The 15,214-nt window shown below is 34.3% G+C and carries 18 protein-coding genes; 13 read left to right on the forward strand and 5 right to left on the reverse strand.

Annotated features, from left to right (window positions below):
- The first annotated feature begins 23 nt into the window (after positions 1–23).
- The 3 genes from FW778_RS06370 (at position 24) to FW778_RS06380 (ending at position 2,607) form a co-directional block, all read left to right on the forward strand.
- Entirely contained in the window at positions 24–1,445 is a 1,422-nt protein-coding gene (locus tag FW778_RS06370; protein ID WP_150413762.1) for a sialate O-acetylesterase, read from the forward strand.
- A 77-nt stretch (positions 1,446–1,522) separates the two neighbouring features.
- The gene (locus FW778_RS06375) at positions 1,523–2,113 is read left to right on the forward strand and encodes an HD domain-containing protein (RefSeq protein ID WP_202552091.1); all 591 of its coding nucleotides are present in this window, start codon (positions 1,523–1,525) and stop codon (positions 2,111–2,113) included.
- Positions 2,114–2,304: 191 nt separating this feature from the next.
- A complete protein-coding gene (locus FW778_RS06380; protein WP_202552092.1) occupies positions 2,305–2,607 on the forward strand; it encodes a hypothetical protein in 303 nt (100 codons plus the stop codon).
- 176 nt (positions 2,608–2,783) lie between these two features.
- On the opposite strand, the gene FW778_RS06385 is transcribed toward FW778_RS06380, so the two are convergent.
- Positions 2,784–3,725, reverse strand: a complete 942-nt coding sequence (locus FW778_RS06385) for a hydrogen peroxide-inducible genes activator (RefSeq protein ID WP_150413764.1) — start codon at positions 3,723–3,725, stop codon at positions 2,784–2,786.
- Between the two features lie 322 nt (positions 3,726–4,047).
- Here FW778_RS06385 and FW778_RS06390 point away from each other — a divergent pair, with 322 nt between their 5' ends.
- Positions 4,048–5,244 (forward strand): acyltransferase family protein, encoded by a 1,197-nt coding sequence (locus FW778_RS06390; RefSeq protein WP_150413765.1) that lies wholly within the window; start codon positions 4,048–4,050, stop codon positions 5,242–5,244.
- Here FW778_RS06390 and FW778_RS06395 read toward each other — a convergent pair.
- From FW778_RS06395 to FW778_RS06405, 3 genes are all read right to left on the reverse strand, one after another.
- Complete coding sequence (locus FW778_RS06395) at positions 5,229–6,203, reverse strand: aldose 1-epimerase (protein ID WP_150413766.1); 975 nt, start codon at positions 6,201–6,203, stop codon at positions 5,229–5,231. The two genes, FW778_RS06390 and FW778_RS06395, sit on opposite strands and share 16 nt — an antisense overlap.
- A gap of 27 nt (positions 6,204–6,230) precedes the next feature.
- Complete coding sequence (locus tag FW778_RS06400) at positions 6,231–7,319, reverse strand: DNA topoisomerase IB (RefSeq protein ID WP_150413767.1); 1,089 nt, start codon at positions 7,317–7,319, stop codon at positions 6,231–6,233.
- A gap of 95 nt (positions 7,320–7,414) precedes the next feature.
- Positions 7,415–7,651: a hypothetical protein gene (locus FW778_RS06405; RefSeq protein WP_150413768.1), complete on the reverse strand. Its 237-nt coding sequence runs from the start codon at positions 7,649–7,651 to the stop codon at positions 7,415–7,417.
- A 109-nt stretch (positions 7,652–7,760) separates the two neighbouring features.
- Here FW778_RS06405 and FW778_RS06410 point away from each other — a divergent pair, with 109 nt between their 5' ends.
- From FW778_RS06410 to FW778_RS06440, 7 genes are all read left to right on the forward strand, one after another.
- Positions 7,761–8,357, forward strand: coding sequence for an acyl carrier protein phosphodiesterase (locus FW778_RS06410; RefSeq protein ID WP_150413769.1), 597 nt, complete (start codon positions 7,761–7,763; stop codon positions 8,355–8,357).
- Between the two features lie 97 nt (positions 8,358–8,454).
- Positions 8,455–9,594 carry a cystathionine gamma-synthase gene (locus tag FW778_RS06415; RefSeq protein ID WP_150413770.1) on the forward strand — a complete coding sequence of 380 codons (1,140 nt, stop codon included), beginning with the start codon at positions 8,455–8,457 and terminating at the stop codon, positions 9,592–9,594.
- Between the two features lie 59 nt (positions 9,595–9,653).
- The gene (locus FW778_RS06420) at positions 9,654–9,869 is read left to right on the forward strand and encodes an addiction module protein (protein WP_150413771.1); all 216 of its coding nucleotides are present in this window, start codon (positions 9,654–9,656) and stop codon (positions 9,867–9,869) included.
- Positions 9,866–10,165 carry a type II toxin-antitoxin system RelE/ParE family toxin gene (locus tag FW778_RS23690; protein WP_150413772.1) on the forward strand — a complete coding sequence of 100 codons (300 nt, stop codon included), beginning with the start codon at positions 9,866–9,868 and terminating at the stop codon, positions 10,163–10,165. Before FW778_RS06420 ends, FW778_RS23690 begins: the two co-directional genes overlap by 4 nt.
- Complete coding sequence (locus FW778_RS06430; protein WP_150413773.1) at positions 10,147–10,938, forward strand: TIGR02757 family protein; 792 nt, start codon at positions 10,147–10,149, stop codon at positions 10,936–10,938. Before FW778_RS23690 ends, FW778_RS06430 begins: the two co-directional genes overlap by 19 nt.
- Before the next feature lie 43 nt (positions 10,939–10,981).
- Entirely contained in the window at positions 10,982–11,305 is a 324-nt protein-coding gene (locus FW778_RS06435) for a hypothetical protein (protein WP_150413774.1), read from the forward strand.
- 28 nt (positions 11,306–11,333) lie between these two features.
- Positions 11,334–12,449 carry a GNAT family N-acetyltransferase gene (locus FW778_RS06440; protein WP_150413775.1) on the forward strand — a complete coding sequence of 372 codons (1,116 nt, stop codon included), beginning with the start codon at positions 11,334–11,336 and terminating at the stop codon, positions 12,447–12,449.
- Positions 12,450–12,454: 5 nt separating this feature from the next.
- Here FW778_RS06440 and FW778_RS06445 read toward each other — a convergent pair whose 3' ends face one another.
- Complete coding sequence (locus FW778_RS06445) at positions 12,455–13,117, reverse strand: sterol desaturase family protein (RefSeq protein ID WP_150413776.1); 663 nt, start codon at positions 13,115–13,117, stop codon at positions 12,455–12,457.
- 155 nt (positions 13,118–13,272) lie between these two features.
- Here FW778_RS06445 and FW778_RS06450 point away from each other — a divergent pair, with 155 nt between their 5' ends.
- Positions 13,273–14,280, forward strand: coding sequence for a fumarylacetoacetate hydrolase family protein (locus FW778_RS06450; protein WP_150413777.1), 1,008 nt, complete (start codon positions 13,273–13,275; stop codon positions 14,278–14,280).
- Between the two features lie 4 nt (positions 14,281–14,284).
- The gene (locus FW778_RS06455; protein ID WP_150413778.1) at positions 14,285–15,172 is read left to right on the forward strand and encodes a flavin reductase family protein; all 888 of its coding nucleotides are present in this window, start codon (positions 14,285–14,287) and stop codon (positions 15,170–15,172) included.
- The last annotated feature ends 42 nt before the right edge of the window (positions 15,173–15,214 follow it).

A 15,214-nucleotide genomic window follows, 5' to 3' on the forward strand; every position in this document is an offset into this window, starting at 1 on the left:
ATCATTATAAAATATAATTCGAAATGAAAAAATTTACGATTGCTTTTTTTTCAATAGTTATTTGCTCCACCTTTTTTTTACATGCAAAAGCAGATGTACGCTTACCAGCTGTCATCAGCAACCATATGGTGCTTCAGCAAAATACGTATGTAAATATTTGGGGATGGAGCGAACCTGGAGAAAAAATAATTATATCTCCATCCTGGGATACTACAAGTTATACAACTTCAGGTTCTCCTGAAGCGAAATGGATTTTAAAAATTAAAACTCCAATAGCTGGTGGCCCATATTCACTCACAATAAAAGGCAATAATAAAATTGTAATTGATGATGTTTTGATTGGTGAGGTGTGGGCCTGCAGCGGCCAAAGCAATATGGAAATGAGTTATAGCTGGGGAATTAAACAGTATACAAATGATATTGAAAAATCGGCTAATCAAAGTATACGATTGTTTCATGTTCCAAAATTAACAGCAGCCTTTCCTCAGGATGACTTAAAAGGTTATTGGGTCGTGTGTAACCCGGAAGATTTAAAAACTTTCAGCCTTGCCGGTTATTTTTTTGGTCAGAAATTGCACGAGGTATTATCAGTTCCTGTGGGGCTTATTGAGGCAAGCTGGGGTGGTACACCCGCTGAAGTGTGGACGCCAAAAGACTCTGTAGATAATAACGCTGTTTTAAAAAAGGCAGCCGATAGTCTTAAGCCGTCGAAGGGTTGGCCTATCAAGCCGTCTGTAACCTTCAATGCAATGATCAGCCCAATCACAAATTATAATATTGCCGGAGTTATCTGGTACCAGGGAGAATCAAATGTTGGCACGGCATCTACTTATCACCAATTATTTTCAACCATGATAAAATCATGGCGAACAGCCTGGCAAACGGATTTTCCGTTTTACTTTGTTCAAATTGCTCCGTTTTCAGGTTATGGTTCTGGTTCTGCAGCATTATTGCAGGAAGCACAAACTAATACCCTTGACGTGCCAAATACAGGAATGGTTGTTATAACCGACCTTGTAAACGACTTAAAAGATATTCATCCAAAAGATAAAAAAGATGTGGGTTATCGTTTGGCTAATCTTGCCCTTTCTCAAACGTATGGTAAAACTAATTTCCCTTATAAATACCCGATGTTAAAAAGCATGCATGTTAAAAGGAACAGAGTTACCATTTATTTTACAAATGCCAACGATGGTTTAAAGAGCAAAGGCGATACCATCAATGGTTTTTATATAGCAGGTGCTGATAAGATTTTTTTACCCGCTACAGCCAAGATTACTGGCAATACAGTTGAAGTGTGGAATGAAAATATAAAGAATCCGGTAGCGGTTCGTTTCGACTTTACAAATTCTTCAATTGCAGAATTGTTTAACAAAGAAGGCCTGCCGGTAAACCTGTTTCGGACCGATAATTGGGATAATGTGAATACTATAAATAGTAAATAGGATTTTTCGATTAAATTATTTTGTAATAATCAATAATTTAGATCGTTTTATAGAAGCTACTTTAAAATCACATGGTTTTGAATACATATTCCCCCGAAGAAAAATTTATACTGCAATGCCTGGAAAAGGAATTGCCAGGTAATCTCAGCTATCACGGGTTGCATCATACACTCGATGTTTTTAATGCAGCAATGAAAATTGCAGCAACTGAAAATTTATCGGCCGAAGAAATAAAACTTTTAAGAATAGCGATTCTTTATCATGATGCAGGATTTACTGCAAAATATAAAGATCATGAAGAAAAAGGATGTGAAATGGCAAGAAAAAATCTGCCTTCATTTGGTTATACTGATGGCGACATTAAAATTATTTGCGGAATGATAATGGCCACTCAAATTCCTCAGACTCCGAAAACTATTTTGGAAAAAATAATTTGCGATGCAGACCTGGATTATCTTGGCCGAAATGATTTTTATGAAATAAGCAATACGCTATTTGAAGAGATGAAGATTTATAACAATCTTCACGATGAAAAAGAATGGAATAAAATTCAGAAGAAATTTCTCGATAAGCACCAATACCACACTGAATTTGGTAAGAAACACCGGGAACATAAAAAGCAACAATATTTACAGGAGATCAACCAATTGGTTTCATCTGGTAACTAAAGTTTTTTATTATAGTTGGCAATAAAATCTGTTGCTAAATAATCAACCAATAATTTTTTTACAAACGGTAATAGCTTTTCATGCAGGAGTGTTAGTTTAGTTACCTGGGTTTATTTTTAAGAAATTGGTATGAGTAAACTAATCCTTAAGGCAATCTCTTATTTTTTCCGTTTTGGTTTAAATAAATAATTATGAAAAAGCTGTCCGTTCTGTTGTCTTGTTTTTTCCTGTTTCTTATATCAGTTAATGCACAATCTGTTGCTGAAAAATACGATTCGGTACTTGCAAAGAAATTACATGCTGATGATTATGGAATGAAAAATTATATACTGGTATTGCTGAAGCCCGGAAGTAACACGACTCTTGATAAGGCAACCGAAGATTCTATTTTTCACAGCCATCTTAATAACATTGGCAGGCTTGCGGATAATGGTGACCTCGTGTTAGCCGGCCGTTTGGAAAAAATAAATTATACAGCGGGCTTTTTATTCTAAACGTCTCCAATTTTGAAGATGCAAAAAAACTTTTATCAACTGATCCGGCTATAAAAGCAAATTTACTTGGTCCCGAAATGTATCTCTGGTATGGCTCGGCATCTGTGCAGGAAATACCTTCCATGCATAAAAAAATACAGAAATTAAATTTTTAAAGTTGTTATAAAAGCAAAATTTTATTTTTCAATTTGAGTAACCTGTTTTCTTTTTGCGGAAAGCATTTCTTTTTGAACTGAATTGCAAATTTCTTCTCTTAATATATCAATCACTCTTTGTTTTATAAAATGGCGGTAAGTAACAATGCTTATTTCGCGAACCGGAACTGGCGGTTTAAAATGACGCACGAACTTTTTATCTTTTTTGCTTAGTTCATTCAACGCAAGTCCCGGCAATATTGTAATACCGTTATTCATATCTACCATTTTTTTTAATGTTTCAATACTTCCTGCTTCGTATTCAAGGTTGCTGACCCCCAAGCCTTTTTTTCTTAGTTCGCACAAATTTAAAATTTGAGATCTAAGGCAATGCCCTTCTTCCAATAACCATAAATGATTAATGTCAATATCATTTGGAATTAAAAACTTTTTCTTCATCAAAGTTTCATTCCTGGACGCATACACTACAAATTGTTCATAATAGAGTGGCTGTTCTTTTAAAGCATCGTTATTAAGTGGAGTAGCCAGTATACCTGCATCCAGTTGATGATTTTTCAACTTTTCGATAATCTGTTCGGTGGTAAATTCAGCTATTTTTATTTTCAGCAATGGGTATTTCTTTAAAAACGAATTTAAAAATAATGGCAATAGATAAGGTGCTACGGTGGGTATAATAGCGAGCTTTAATTCGCCCTTTATTTCTCCTTTAAGTTCATCCACAATAAGCCTCATTTTATCAGCTTCCTGTAAAATTATTTTTGCCTGCTTTATTATCGCTTCGCCAGCTTCCGTAGGCACAACGGGTTGCTTGCTCCTGTCAAAAATTTTCACACCCAGTTCTTCTTCCAGTTTCTGGATCATCATACTAAGCGTAGGTTGTGTAACAAAACATTTTTGTGCAGCCTTTGCAAAATGTCTCTGTGTATCAACTTCAAGAATATATTTTAAATGCTGAATGTTCATTGTATAGATTTTGTCTATGTAAATATAAATATTATCAATTTGTTTTATAAATATGCATTATCGATCTTGGATAAATGTTGGTATGATAGAATTGAATCAAATTCAAAAAAAATATTTTGCAGAAGTAGAACAATCCACGTTAGGTAATCTTCAACATTATGAACCCGTAATGTCTTAAGCCCATGAAAATTGAACATCAAAGCAACTGAAAGGTTGCTTTTTTGTGCATGTTATTTTATATCAACAATTTTATTTCTAAAGGTTAATAATCAAAGATTACTTCTTTACACAATTAAGTACATTCGTTAAATAATAATTTATAATGAAGGAACGATTTTACTCGCTTGATGTTTTTCGGGGAGCCACTGTATGCTTAATGATTATGGTAAATAACCCCGGAAGCTGGGAGCATATTTACGCTCCTTTAGATCATTCGCCGTGGCATGGCGGTACACCTACAGATCTTGTTTTTCCTTTTTTTCTTTTTGCAGTAGGAAATGCATTGGCTTTTGTAATGCCACGGCTCGAAGTGGCAGGTCCTTCGATATTCTGGAAAAAAATAATTAAAAGAACTACACTTATTTTTCTAATAGGCCTTTTTCTTAACTGGATGCCTTTTGTACAATGGGACAACAATTATTTAGCGTTTAAGCGCTGGAGTTATATTAATGCTGAAGGGCATCCTGCGGGTGTAAGAATTTTAGGAGTATTGCAGCGTATCGCTCTTGCTTATTTTTTTGCATCCATAATTATTTATTTCTTAAAAATTCGCGGGGCATTTTTTGTAGCTTGTGTTATTCTTTTAGGTTACTGGTTTTTATGTGTGGCTGGCAATCCTGCGGATCCATTTAGTTTAACCGGCTGGTTTGGAACCAATGTGGATAAATCAATTCTGGGTGAGGCTCACATGTACCACGGTGAATCTTTAAATGGCCATCCAATTGCATTTGATCCGGAAGGATTCATGAGTTTATTTGGTGCTATCGTGCAGGTAATTTTTGGATACCTCATTGGTGATTACATTATTAAAAAAGGAAAAACACCAGAAATGGTTAACGGGCTATTTGTGGCAGGCGCGATATTTCTTTTTGCAGGATATGCGTGGGATATGGTTTTCCCGATTAATAAAAAAATCTGGACAAGCTCTTACGTCGTCTACACTACAGGGCTAGCCACGGTTATTCTTGCCGTCATGATTTATTTAATTGAATTAAAAAATAAAAAAGGATGGCTTACTAGATTCTTTGATGTGTTTGGCAAGAACCCGCTTTTTATTTTTATATTAAGTGGGTTTTTACCGCGTGCATTAGGACTTATAAAAATCCCTGCAAATGAAACAGATGCAACAGGAAAGCCGGTTTATTTCACTCCTTTTAGCTGGTTTTATGAACATGTATGCAAACCCATTTTTTCTTCCAATTTAAAAAATGGCTCGTTGTTATATGCCCTTTGTATGATTACTTTTTTATGGCTGATTGCCCGGTGGATGGATAAAAAGAAAATTTATATAAAAGTATGAACCTGTAATAAAAGCTTAATCTTGTAAGTCGTTTTAAATAACGTCGATTCTCCGGGTTCAAGTGTTATAACACCCATACCGTTGTTAAAAGCATCGGGTGCGCCGCTTAGATTTTCTATCGCAATACTTTTGCGATCCGGAGGAATATAAATTTGCAAATAAGGATATGATTTTTCAGGATGAATTTCTATCTCTATTTTCTTTGAAGGATTGCGCAAAACACACAGCGGCTGGCAGGCTTCCATATTCAGTGTAAAACAATTATCAAGAAAAATGGTACCAATTTTTTTAAGCGAATTAAACTCAGCGTATGGAATAAGATTTTGTGTTGGTAGTAATTCACTGTTAAATTCAACCATTTCCTTCGATTGAAATTCAAGTTGTAATTCATCAACTGAATCGCCCAAATTAAAATATGGATGCCATCCATCCTGTATTGGAATTAATCCTTCGTCTTTATTAATACATTCTGTAGTTACTGAAAGTTTATTATCGTTTTCCAATTGCCAGGTAACAATGCAATCATAATTAAAAGGAAAGCCGCCATCTTCGGCCCGGTACTCATATTTCATCGTTAGAGAAGCATGAAGTTCGTTGGAGGTTTGTCCCGTTACTTTAAATGGCTTGTTATATAAAATGCCGTGTAAAGCATTTTTTCCAAGATAAAATTTTTCAAACGTATATTTTTTTTCACCAAAATGATAAGCCCCGTATTTTAAGCGACAAACAAATGGAGACAATTTTGTACCTAAAAAACCTTTGGTTTCAACATTTTCTTTAAAATCATCCGCTGTTGAATAACTATCAATTACGTTTATGCGATCCCCGTTATAGATGGTTTCAAACGAATGAAGAATGGCGCCACAAGCCGGAAGTATTACTGCAGATGTATTTGAATCGTTATCTTTTAAAATAAATTTTTCAAATCCATTCTCTTCTTTCTTATAAATAGAAAACATAATGCGCCAATTTACAGAAAGTTTTTTTTAATTGGATTCTAAAATTTTTAGAACAATTTTTTCTTCCGGCGTAAGGTCAATTTTATTATTACTATTTTCAATCCTGTCGAGTTCATTCATATATTTTTCCAGGTCTTTACTTTCATACAATGAAAGGATAAGCGGATGAACATAATATTTTTTACAAACGGTTCTCGTATTGCCTAATTGCTCCGAAACGGTGTCAAGCGCTTCAACGATTCTTCTTTTGGTTTCTGTTTGCGTATCACAACATCCTATTGATTTTAATGCAAGAAAAGCCTGCACCGTTCCTGACCACGTTCTAAAATCTTTGGCCGTAAAATCTGCATTGCTTATTTCCCTGATATAATTATTTACAAGTCCGGAGTCAATTGATTGATGATTGCCTTCTTCATCATAAAATTGGAATAATTCTTTCCCTGGTATATCACGGCATTTTTTTATAATGCCTGCAAGTTTTTTATTTTTAAGTGTGATGTTGTGTGAGACTCCTTTTTTACCAACAAAGGCAAAGGTTACAGAATGGCCATTAAACTTCACGTGTTTATCTTTTAAAGTGGTTAGTCCAAACGAGCCATAAGTTTTTTCATAATAATTATTGCCAATTCTAATATTAGTGCGTTCCATTAATTTAACCACTGCTGCCAGCACTTTTTTTAATGATAGCTCAGGTGAGTTGATATCTTTTTCCAGTTGCTCTCTTATGGCAGGAAGTACTTTTCCAAAATCTAAAAGTCTGTAAAATTTTGTATGGTTTCGTAGAGAGTTCCAGTGTGGATGATACTTATATTGTTTCCTGTTTTTAATATCATAACCGGTAACCTGCAAATGACCATTTTCTTTTTTGCAGATCCACACATTAGTCCATGCTGGCGGAATTACTAAATGTTTTATGCGAAGCAGTTCTTCATCATCGTTAATAATTTTTCCATTGAAATAGTATTCAAACTTATCGCCTTTCTTTTTTCTTTCAATGCCGGGTTCCTGGTCGGTTACATAAACTAAATTAGCTGCTCTTGCAGTTTTCTCTTCATCTTTTACAATACTTTTTAATATCCTTTTAGTAATTTTTGGAACTTCAATGGTTTCGTTCATTGGTGCTTATTCTTCTTGAGGAAATTATTCTACAACCATTTATTATTTAAACAAAAGGCGGGCTGTGCGCCCGCCTTATAGCTTATGATGAAAAATTATTCATCGGTTTCATTCGCCTGGATAAATTCATTTTCGCCATTGGATTTTTTTATAACCTTTTCATCGTCGTTGACGTTTTTATCTTTCTTATGTTTATTTCCGGCCTTTGCTGCAAGATGCAGTTGGGTATCGCTTCCTGCCGAAACCCCACCTTCTAAGTGAGTATCACTTGTTTCTGTTCCTAATTCATTACTCCCCATAGACGGTTGCGTTATTTGTTCTCTGTCTGCCATAACAATTATTTTAAAAGTGAATAATATTTTGTTAGTGAAAATTATATGCCAATAATCAAAAGCCCTACTTTATAACCAGTTCTTAACAAGGAATAATGTTATTTTGGAGATGAATTACCTTGCTCATGCGTTTCTCTCTTTTAACAAAACGGATATACTTGCAGGAAATATGATTAGTGATTTTGTAAAAGGAAAAACAAAATATGATTACCCCGAAGAAGTTCAAAAAGGAATTTATTTGCATCGGTTAATTGATGAATTTACTGATGCACATCCTGTAACTGCAAAAGCAAAAACTTATTTCAGGCCTCAGTATCGCTTATACTCCGGCGCTTTTATTGACGTTGTTTATGATCATTTTCTTGCGATCGACGAAAAGCAATTTGGGGAATACGGAAATATCGAAGCGTTTTCACAACAGGTTTATCAATTGCTTGATAATAATCTCCTTTTGCTTCCTTTGCGTTTTCAAAAAATGTTTTCTCACATGAGGTCGCAAAACTGGTTGTATAACTACCAATATAAGGAAGGTATCCAAAGAAGTTTCCAAGGGCTTGTTTACAGGGCAGCTTACCTAAATGAATCTGAAATTGCTTATGAAATATTTAATGAATATTACGCCGAACTTCAAAATTGTTATAGGGAATTTTTTCCCGAGCTGTTGCAATTTGCTTCTGAAAATTTAGACAAACTTCTGGCAGATTAATTCCTTCTATCTTTGCAAAAAAATCAATCACTTTTTACATCTTCCAATTAACAAACTATTCCTGGTGATTAACAGGGTTATTAAAATTTAAATTGAATTGAAACTTTCAACAAAATTAATACATGCAGGCCTCGAGCCCGATCCCTCAACAGGAGCCATTATGACTCCTATTTTTCAAACATCTACCTATGTGCAGGAAAGCCCGGGTGTTCATAAAGGTTATGAATACGCCAGAACGCAAAATCCCACCCGGCATGCATTGCAGAATGCATTAGCATCAATAGAAAATGGCAAATACGGACTTTGCTTTGCAAGTGGCTCGGCAGCAACTGATGCAGTTATAAAACTTCTAAACCCGGGCGATGAAGTAATTGCAGCCAATGATATGTACGGAGGTACTTATAGAATGTTTACTAAAATATTTCAAAAATATGGATTGAAATTTCATTTCATAAATATGCAGGACGCCAATGAAATTTCGAAATATATAAATGCAAATACAAAACTCATCTGGACAGAAACTCCTACTAATCCAATGATGAACATAACCGATATTAAAGCGGTTGCATCTATTGCAAAGCCGCATAATATTTTGCTTTGTGTTGATAATACTTTTGCATCACCTTATTTACAAAATCCTTTGGATCTTGGCGCTGATATCGTTGTACATTCTGCTACAAAATATCTTGGCGGCCATAGTGATTCGGTGCATGGTTGTTTAATTATGAATGATGAAAAACTTAATGAACAACTTGCCTTTATACAAAATAGCACAGGTGCGGTTCCTGGCCCACAGGATTGCTTTTTAATTTTAAGAGGAGTAAAAACATTGCATGTAAGAATGCAACGCCATTGTGAGAATGGAGAAAAAATTGCCAGGTGGCTCAAAAAAAACCCAAAGGTTGATAAAGTTTTTTGGTGCGGATTTGAAGATCATCCTAATCATGAAATTGCTAAAAAGCAAATGCGTGGCTTTGGTGGTATGATGAGTTTTACCTTGAAGGATGACAGTATGGAAGCTGCTTATAAAGTACTTTCATCAACTAAGCTTTTTGCATTGGCAGAAAGCCTTGGTGGTGTTGAAAGCCTTATCGGGCATCCTGCAAGTATGACGCATGCAAGCATACCGCGTGAAGAAAGAATTAAAAACGGATTGGTCGATTCGTTGATAAGATTGAGTGTAGGCATTGAAGATGCCGATGATTTAATTGATGATTTGGCAAATGCGATTGGATAAAAGAATTAGCTTTTAGGTTTATGTATCTTTTTGTAAATTGTAAAAAACAATGAAGAATTATGTCATACAACAGAGATGAACTTTTGAAATTGCCGCCGAAGGAAAAATTAGAACTTGTAGAGGCTTTGTGGGATAGTATTGATGATGAGTTGTTAATAGGTAAATTGAGTACCGAGCAAATGCAGGAATTAGATAAAAGATTAAGCGACCTTGATGAAAATCCTGAATCTCTTATTCCTTGGGAAGATGTAAAAAAGGAAATGAATAAAAGATGAAAGTTTTTTCAGTTCTTTTTACTCCTGAAGCCAAAAATGACACGTTGAAAGCTCGTAATTGGTATGAACGACATAATATCGGATTAGCCAGGAGCTTTCAGGAATGTTTGGATTCTAAAATCGAATCTTTAAAACGTAATCCTTTAGCAGCCTCATACTTATACAAAAATTTGAGAAGTTCAAAAATCAAAAGATTTCCTTATAATATTATTTATAAAGTTTCCGGAAATCAAATTCAAATCATCGCTATATTTCATCATTCGAGAAATCCGCGTGAATGGAAAAAGAGAATATAGCAAGAGACTTAAAAAAATTCCTTGATCAAAAAGTAATTCAATTTAATAATCCATCTTTTATTAAAGATGATCCGGTTTGCATTCCACATTTATTTTCAAAAAAGCAAGATATAGAAATTGCGGGTTTTTTTGCTGCAACATTTGCATGGGGAATCAGGAAGACTATTATCAATAAAAGCAAATTGCTTTTGCAATTAATGGATAATGCACCTTATGATTTTTGTTTGCATCACAATGATGAAGATTTAAAAAAAGTAGAGAGATTTTGTCACCGTACTTTTAATGATACTGATCTTTTATATTTTATTTCGTTCTTTAAATTTCACTATTCAAAACATAATTCATTGGAAGTTGCTTTCTTCAACAATAAAACAATAAAACAGTTTGATAATGTAGTTGAACATTCTTTAAACTATTTTAATCAATATTTTTTTTCTTTGGAAGATGTGCCTGCGAGAACCAAAAAGCATATTGCTTCGCCACAAAAAAATTCAACCTGTAAGCGTTTAAATATGTATTTACGCTGGATGGTACGTAATGATGATAAAGGTGTTGATTTTGGGATCTGGAAAAAAATTTCACCTTCACAATTGATTTGCCCGGTAGACTTACACGTGGCAAGAGTTGCTAAACATTTTAATTTACTAAAAAGAAAACAGGTAGATTGGCGGGCCGCAATTGAATTAACTGAAGCCTTAAAAAAATTTGATGTACAGGATCCTGTAAAATATGATTTTGCATTATTTAGTTTAGGAGCTTTAGGGAAATATTGAGAAAGTCTTTGGTGTTTTACGAACATTAATAAATGATGTAATAATGGATAAAGAAAATAGAATATCAACACCGGATAAAATAATTGTTCTCACAAATTCTATCCGGGAAGTTCCTTCTAATGACTTAAGGAACCAACTGATTTCTTTTATAAATGATTTAATCAACGAAGATTTTAATGCTTTGGTTCAATTACTTTACCGCGTTGATGTCAATGAAAAAAAGCTGAAAGAGCTTCTGAAAGAAAATGAAAATGCTGACGCTCCTGTAATAATTGCCGACCTTATTATAACCAGGCAATTGCAAAAAATTGAATCGAAAAAACAATTTAGCCAAAGAAAAAAAAGCGATGCTGAGGATAGTTGGTAAGTAAACGATTTTTGTATCTTAGGCATCTATGATATTAGAAGTGAACGATAAAAAAACACGAAAGGAATTTCTTTTACTTCCGCATAGATTATATAAAGATGACCGCAATTTTATCTCTCCGCTTCATAATGATATAGAATCAGTTTTTGATCCTGAAAAAAATAATTTTCATTCTCATGGTATTTGCAAAAGATGGATTTTAAAAAAAGATCAGTTAACCATTGGCCGCATTGCAGCTTTTATTAATTACGAAAAAAATAAAAATCCTGATGCAATAATTGGTGGCATCGGTTTTTTTGAATGTATAAATGATGAGGCCGCAGCGTTCGAACTTTTTGATACGGCAAAGCAATGGCTACAGCAACATAATGCCAAGGGAATGGACGGCCCGGTCAATTTTGGGGAGAATGATAAATACTGGGGATTGCTGATTGAGGGGTTTATGCCACCAGGTGTGGGCATGAGCTATAACCATAAATACTACCAGCAATTTTTTGAAAACTATGGGTTCAAAACTCTTTACGATCAGTACACAAATGTCATTTATGTAACGAAGCCGTTTCCTGATCGGTTTACAAAAATTGCAGATTGGATTGGTAATAAACCTGAATATTCTTTTGTTCATTTTGAAATGAAAAATTTTGAAAAATTTGCGAAAGATTTTATGGAAATATATAATGATGCCTGGAGCGATTTTGAAAATTTTACGCCAATTAAATTAGATACGATAAAGCAATCGTTTAAAGAAATGAGGCCAATTGTAGATGAAAAAATAATCTGGTTTACTTATTATAATGGCGAACCAATTGCTTTCATACTCGCAGTTCCTGACATCAACGTTATTCTAAAGCCTTTGAAAGGAAAACTCAACCTGTTGAATAAAATAAGATTTTTATGGCTTAAAAAAACAACGAAAATTCATCGTATACGCTTTATAGTTATGGGCTGCAAAAAGAAATTCCAGAATAAAGGAATAGAAAGCGGCATGATAAGAAAGTTACAACTCGAAGTAGTACCCAGGAATACAATAACGGAAGCGGAACTTGCATGGGTAGGGGATTTCAACAAGAAAATGATTGCCTTGCATGATGCCACCGGTGCCGTTCGTGAAAAGGTTCACAGGACTTACCGAAAAATGTTTTGAAAAAATCAGTCTTTAAACATTAGATTTTTAACAGCCTCTTTATCTTCTTTTTCTTTCTTTAAATCGAAACCTGTTCCAAAAACTTTATCCCAAAAATGGGAACTTACTCCAAAGCCTTTTTCATCATTTTTATAATGATGCAAATGATGATTCCGCCAGATGGGTTTCATCCATTTAAGCGGCGGAGGCCACGCATGAATAGCATAATGCATACTTGCATAAAGAAGATATCCTAAAATAAATCCAGGGAAAAAAACATACGCATTTTCCAGCATTAATAAATACATCATTACAAAAACTACCGAAGAAATAATTATGCTTGGTAAAGGAGGCATAAAAAGCCTGGTGCGGTCCCTGGGAAATTCATGATGATTGCCATGCAGAATGTAGGCAATTCTTTTAGTTCGCGGATTTTCGGTAATTAAATGAAAAATAAAGCGATGAACCATATATTCAAAAAAAGTCCAGAATATAACGCCTGCAAAAAAAATCAAAGCAATTCTTGAACTACTAAATCCATACTTATTCGATGCATAATAAGGCAGATAGGCGATGAAGGGCAGGTACATACTCCAGATGACCAACGGATGTGTTCTTGTAAAAAATTCAAGTGTTTTATTTGTGAATATTTGAGCCTGCCCTTTGTTATTTATTTTTTCGAATTTCATAAAGGCGATTCTTTACCCAAATTTAATAAAATATAAAAAAAGATCATTTGTATTTGGTTACAATTAATGAGGTGTTGAAATTCTTTTCAATTTTCAGGCATAATTTATTGCCTTTATAAAATAAATTACCTTGCGCCATCAATAAATAATTACAGATGAAATTAGTTTCTTATTTAAAGGAAGACCATGCGCAATTGGCATTTTTGGTAGATGGAATTTTATATGATACAGATCGGATGCATCCGGACCTTCCACTTTCTATGACGATGTTTTTAAATTATTGGGAAGATATTTTTCCATTGGCTCATTCTATAAACCGTTCATTGCTAGACGGCAACAAAAAATTTACAGGTATTAAAATGGAAGATGTTGAAATACTTGCCCCCGTTCCTAATCCAACGAGTTGCAGGGATGGATACGCCTTTCGTCAGCATGTTGCAGCCGCAAGAAAAAATAGGAGAATGGATATGATACCTGAATTTGACCAGTTCCCGATATTTTATTTTACCAATCACAATAGTATACAAGGCCCTGGCGAAATTGTATGTATGCCGGATCATCTTGTTAAACTTGATTTTGAGTTGGAAGCGGCCATTGTTATTTGTAAGCCTGGAAAAAATATTAAAGCTGAAGAAGCTGATGAATATATAGGAGGTTATATGATCATGAATGATGTTAGTGCAAGAGAATTACAAATGGAAGAAATGAAATTAAACCTGGGACCTGCAAAAGGAAAAGATTTTTCTACAGTAATAGGCCCTATGTTGGTTACGCCAGATGAGTTGGAAGAATATTTAATTCCGGCAAAAGAAAATCATATTGGCAATGCTTATAATCTTACTATGAAATGTTGGGTAAATGGAGTGCAGGTAAGTGAAGGAAATCTTGGTGATATGGATTGGACATTTGCAGAAATTATTGAACGTTGCAGTTATGGCGTGCAATTATATCCTGGTGATATTATCGGAAGCGGAACAGTAGGCACGGGCTGTTTCCTTGAATTAAACGGAACAGGAAAACTCAATAACCCGGAATATAAGGAACAATGGTTGAAGGAAGGTGATGAAGTAGAGATGGAAATAGAAAATCTTGGGAGATTAAAAAATACAATTGTAAAAGATGAAAGTGATTTTTCGATTCTGGCTTTAAAAAAGAGTATTTAATTGTATGTATAAAACAATTTTATTAAAAGATATTAAAGTTGCAGAAGTACAAAATTTTCTTAATTATGTTATAGCGCCAAGGCCAATTTGTTTTGCTTCAACTATAGATTCAAAAGGATCTGTAAACCTTAGTCCCTTTAGCTATTTTAATTTATTCAGCGTCAATCCGCCGGTAATTATTTTTTCCCCTTCAAGGAAGGTGAGAGATAACACAACCAAGCATACATTCGAAAATTTGCTTGAAGTTCCTGAAGTGGCTGTAAACATTGTAACTTATAATATGGTGCAGCAGGTAAGTCTCAGCAGTTGCGAATTTCCAAAAGGCACAGATGAATTTATAAAAACTGGTTTTACCAAAGAACCTTCAAGTGTAATAAAACCACCAAGAGTTAAAGAAAGCCCTGTGCAGATGGAATGTAAAGTAATTGAAATAAAATCGTTGGGTAAGGAACCGGGCGCAGGAAATCTCATTATTGCAGAAGTACTGTTGATGCATATCAGTGAAAATATTCTTGATAAAAACGGTAAGATTGATCAACAAAAGCTAGATCTTGTTGCACGATTAGGTGGTAATTGGTATGCAAGAATAAACAGAGATAATTTATTTGAAGTTGAAAAACCAACTATATTAATTGGCCTTGGAATAGATAACCTCCCTGAATCTATTAAACATAGCAACATATTAACAGGAAATCATTTAGGCCAGTTGGCCAATGTTCATGAATTACCTTCAGTTGATCCTTCATTTGAAGATGAAATATTGAAAAATATTTTTCAATATTATTCATTGAATCCTGAAGAAATGGAAACAGAATTGCATCTGTATGCTGCCGCATTGCTAAATGAAGGAAAAGTGAATGAGGCGTGGCAGGTTTTATTGGCTTTAGCCTGAAAAACTACCCCGAAATTTTTAACTTTTCATCAGGTTTTATAT

This window comes from Ginsengibacter hankyongi, from assembly GCF_008710285.1.
Taxonomy (GTDB): Bacteria; Bacteroidota; Bacteroidia; order Chitinophagales; family Chitinophagaceae; genus Ginsengibacter; species Ginsengibacter hankyongi.

Coding starts and splice junctions, on each gene's coding strand:
- FW778_RS06370 (WP_150413762.1), top strand. CDS start 24: ATGAAAAAATTTACGATTGCTTTTTTTTCAATAGTTATTTGCTCCACC.
- FW778_RS06380 (WP_202552092.1), top strand. CDS start 2,305: ATGAAAAAGCTGTCCGTTCTGTTGTCTTGTTTTTTCCTGTTTCTTATA.
- FW778_RS06385 (WP_150413764.1), bottom strand. CDS start 3,725: ATGAACATTCAGCATTTAAAATATATTCTTGAAGTTGATACACAGAGA.
- FW778_RS06390 (WP_150413765.1), top strand. CDS start 4,048: ATGAAGGAACGATTTTACTCGCTTGATGTTTTTCGGGGAGCCACTGTA.
- FW778_RS06395 (WP_150413766.1), bottom strand. CDS start 6,203: ATGTTTTCTATTTATAAGAAAGAAGAGAATGGATTTGAAAAATTTATT.
- FW778_RS06400 (WP_150413767.1), bottom strand. CDS start 7,319: ATGAACGAAACCATTGAAGTTCCAAAAATTACTAAAAGGATATTAAAA.
- FW778_RS06405 (WP_150413768.1), bottom strand. CDS start 7,651: ATGGCAGACAGAGAACAAATAACGCAACCGTCTATGGGGAGTAATGAA.
- FW778_RS06410 (WP_150413769.1), top strand. CDS start 7,761: ATGAATTACCTTGCTCATGCGTTTCTCTCTTTTAACAAAACGGATATA.
- FW778_RS06420 (WP_150413771.1), top strand. CDS start 9,654: ATGTCATACAACAGAGATGAACTTTTGAAATTGCCGCCGAAGGAAAAA.
- FW778_RS23690 (WP_150413772.1), top strand. CDS start 9,866: ATGAAAGTTTTTTCAGTTCTTTTTACTCCTGAAGCCAAAAATGACACG.
- FW778_RS06430 (WP_150413773.1), top strand. CDS start 10,147: ATGGAAAAAGAGAATATAGCAAGAGACTTAAAAAAATTCCTTGATCAA.
- FW778_RS06435 (WP_150413774.1), top strand. CDS start 10,982: ATGGATAAAGAAAATAGAATATCAACACCGGATAAAATAATTGTTCTC.
- FW778_RS06440 (WP_150413775.1), top strand. CDS start 11,334: ATGATATTAGAAGTGAACGATAAAAAAACACGAAAGGAATTTCTTTTA.
- FW778_RS06445 (WP_150413776.1), bottom strand. CDS start 13,117: ATGAAATTCGAAAAAATAAATAACAAAGGGCAGGCTCAAATATTCACA.
- FW778_RS06450 (WP_150413777.1), top strand. CDS start 13,273: ATGAAATTAGTTTCTTATTTAAAGGAAGACCATGCGCAATTGGCATTT.
- FW778_RS06455 (WP_150413778.1), top strand. CDS start 14,285: ATGTATAAAACAATTTTATTAAAAGATATTAAAGTTGCAGAAGTACAA.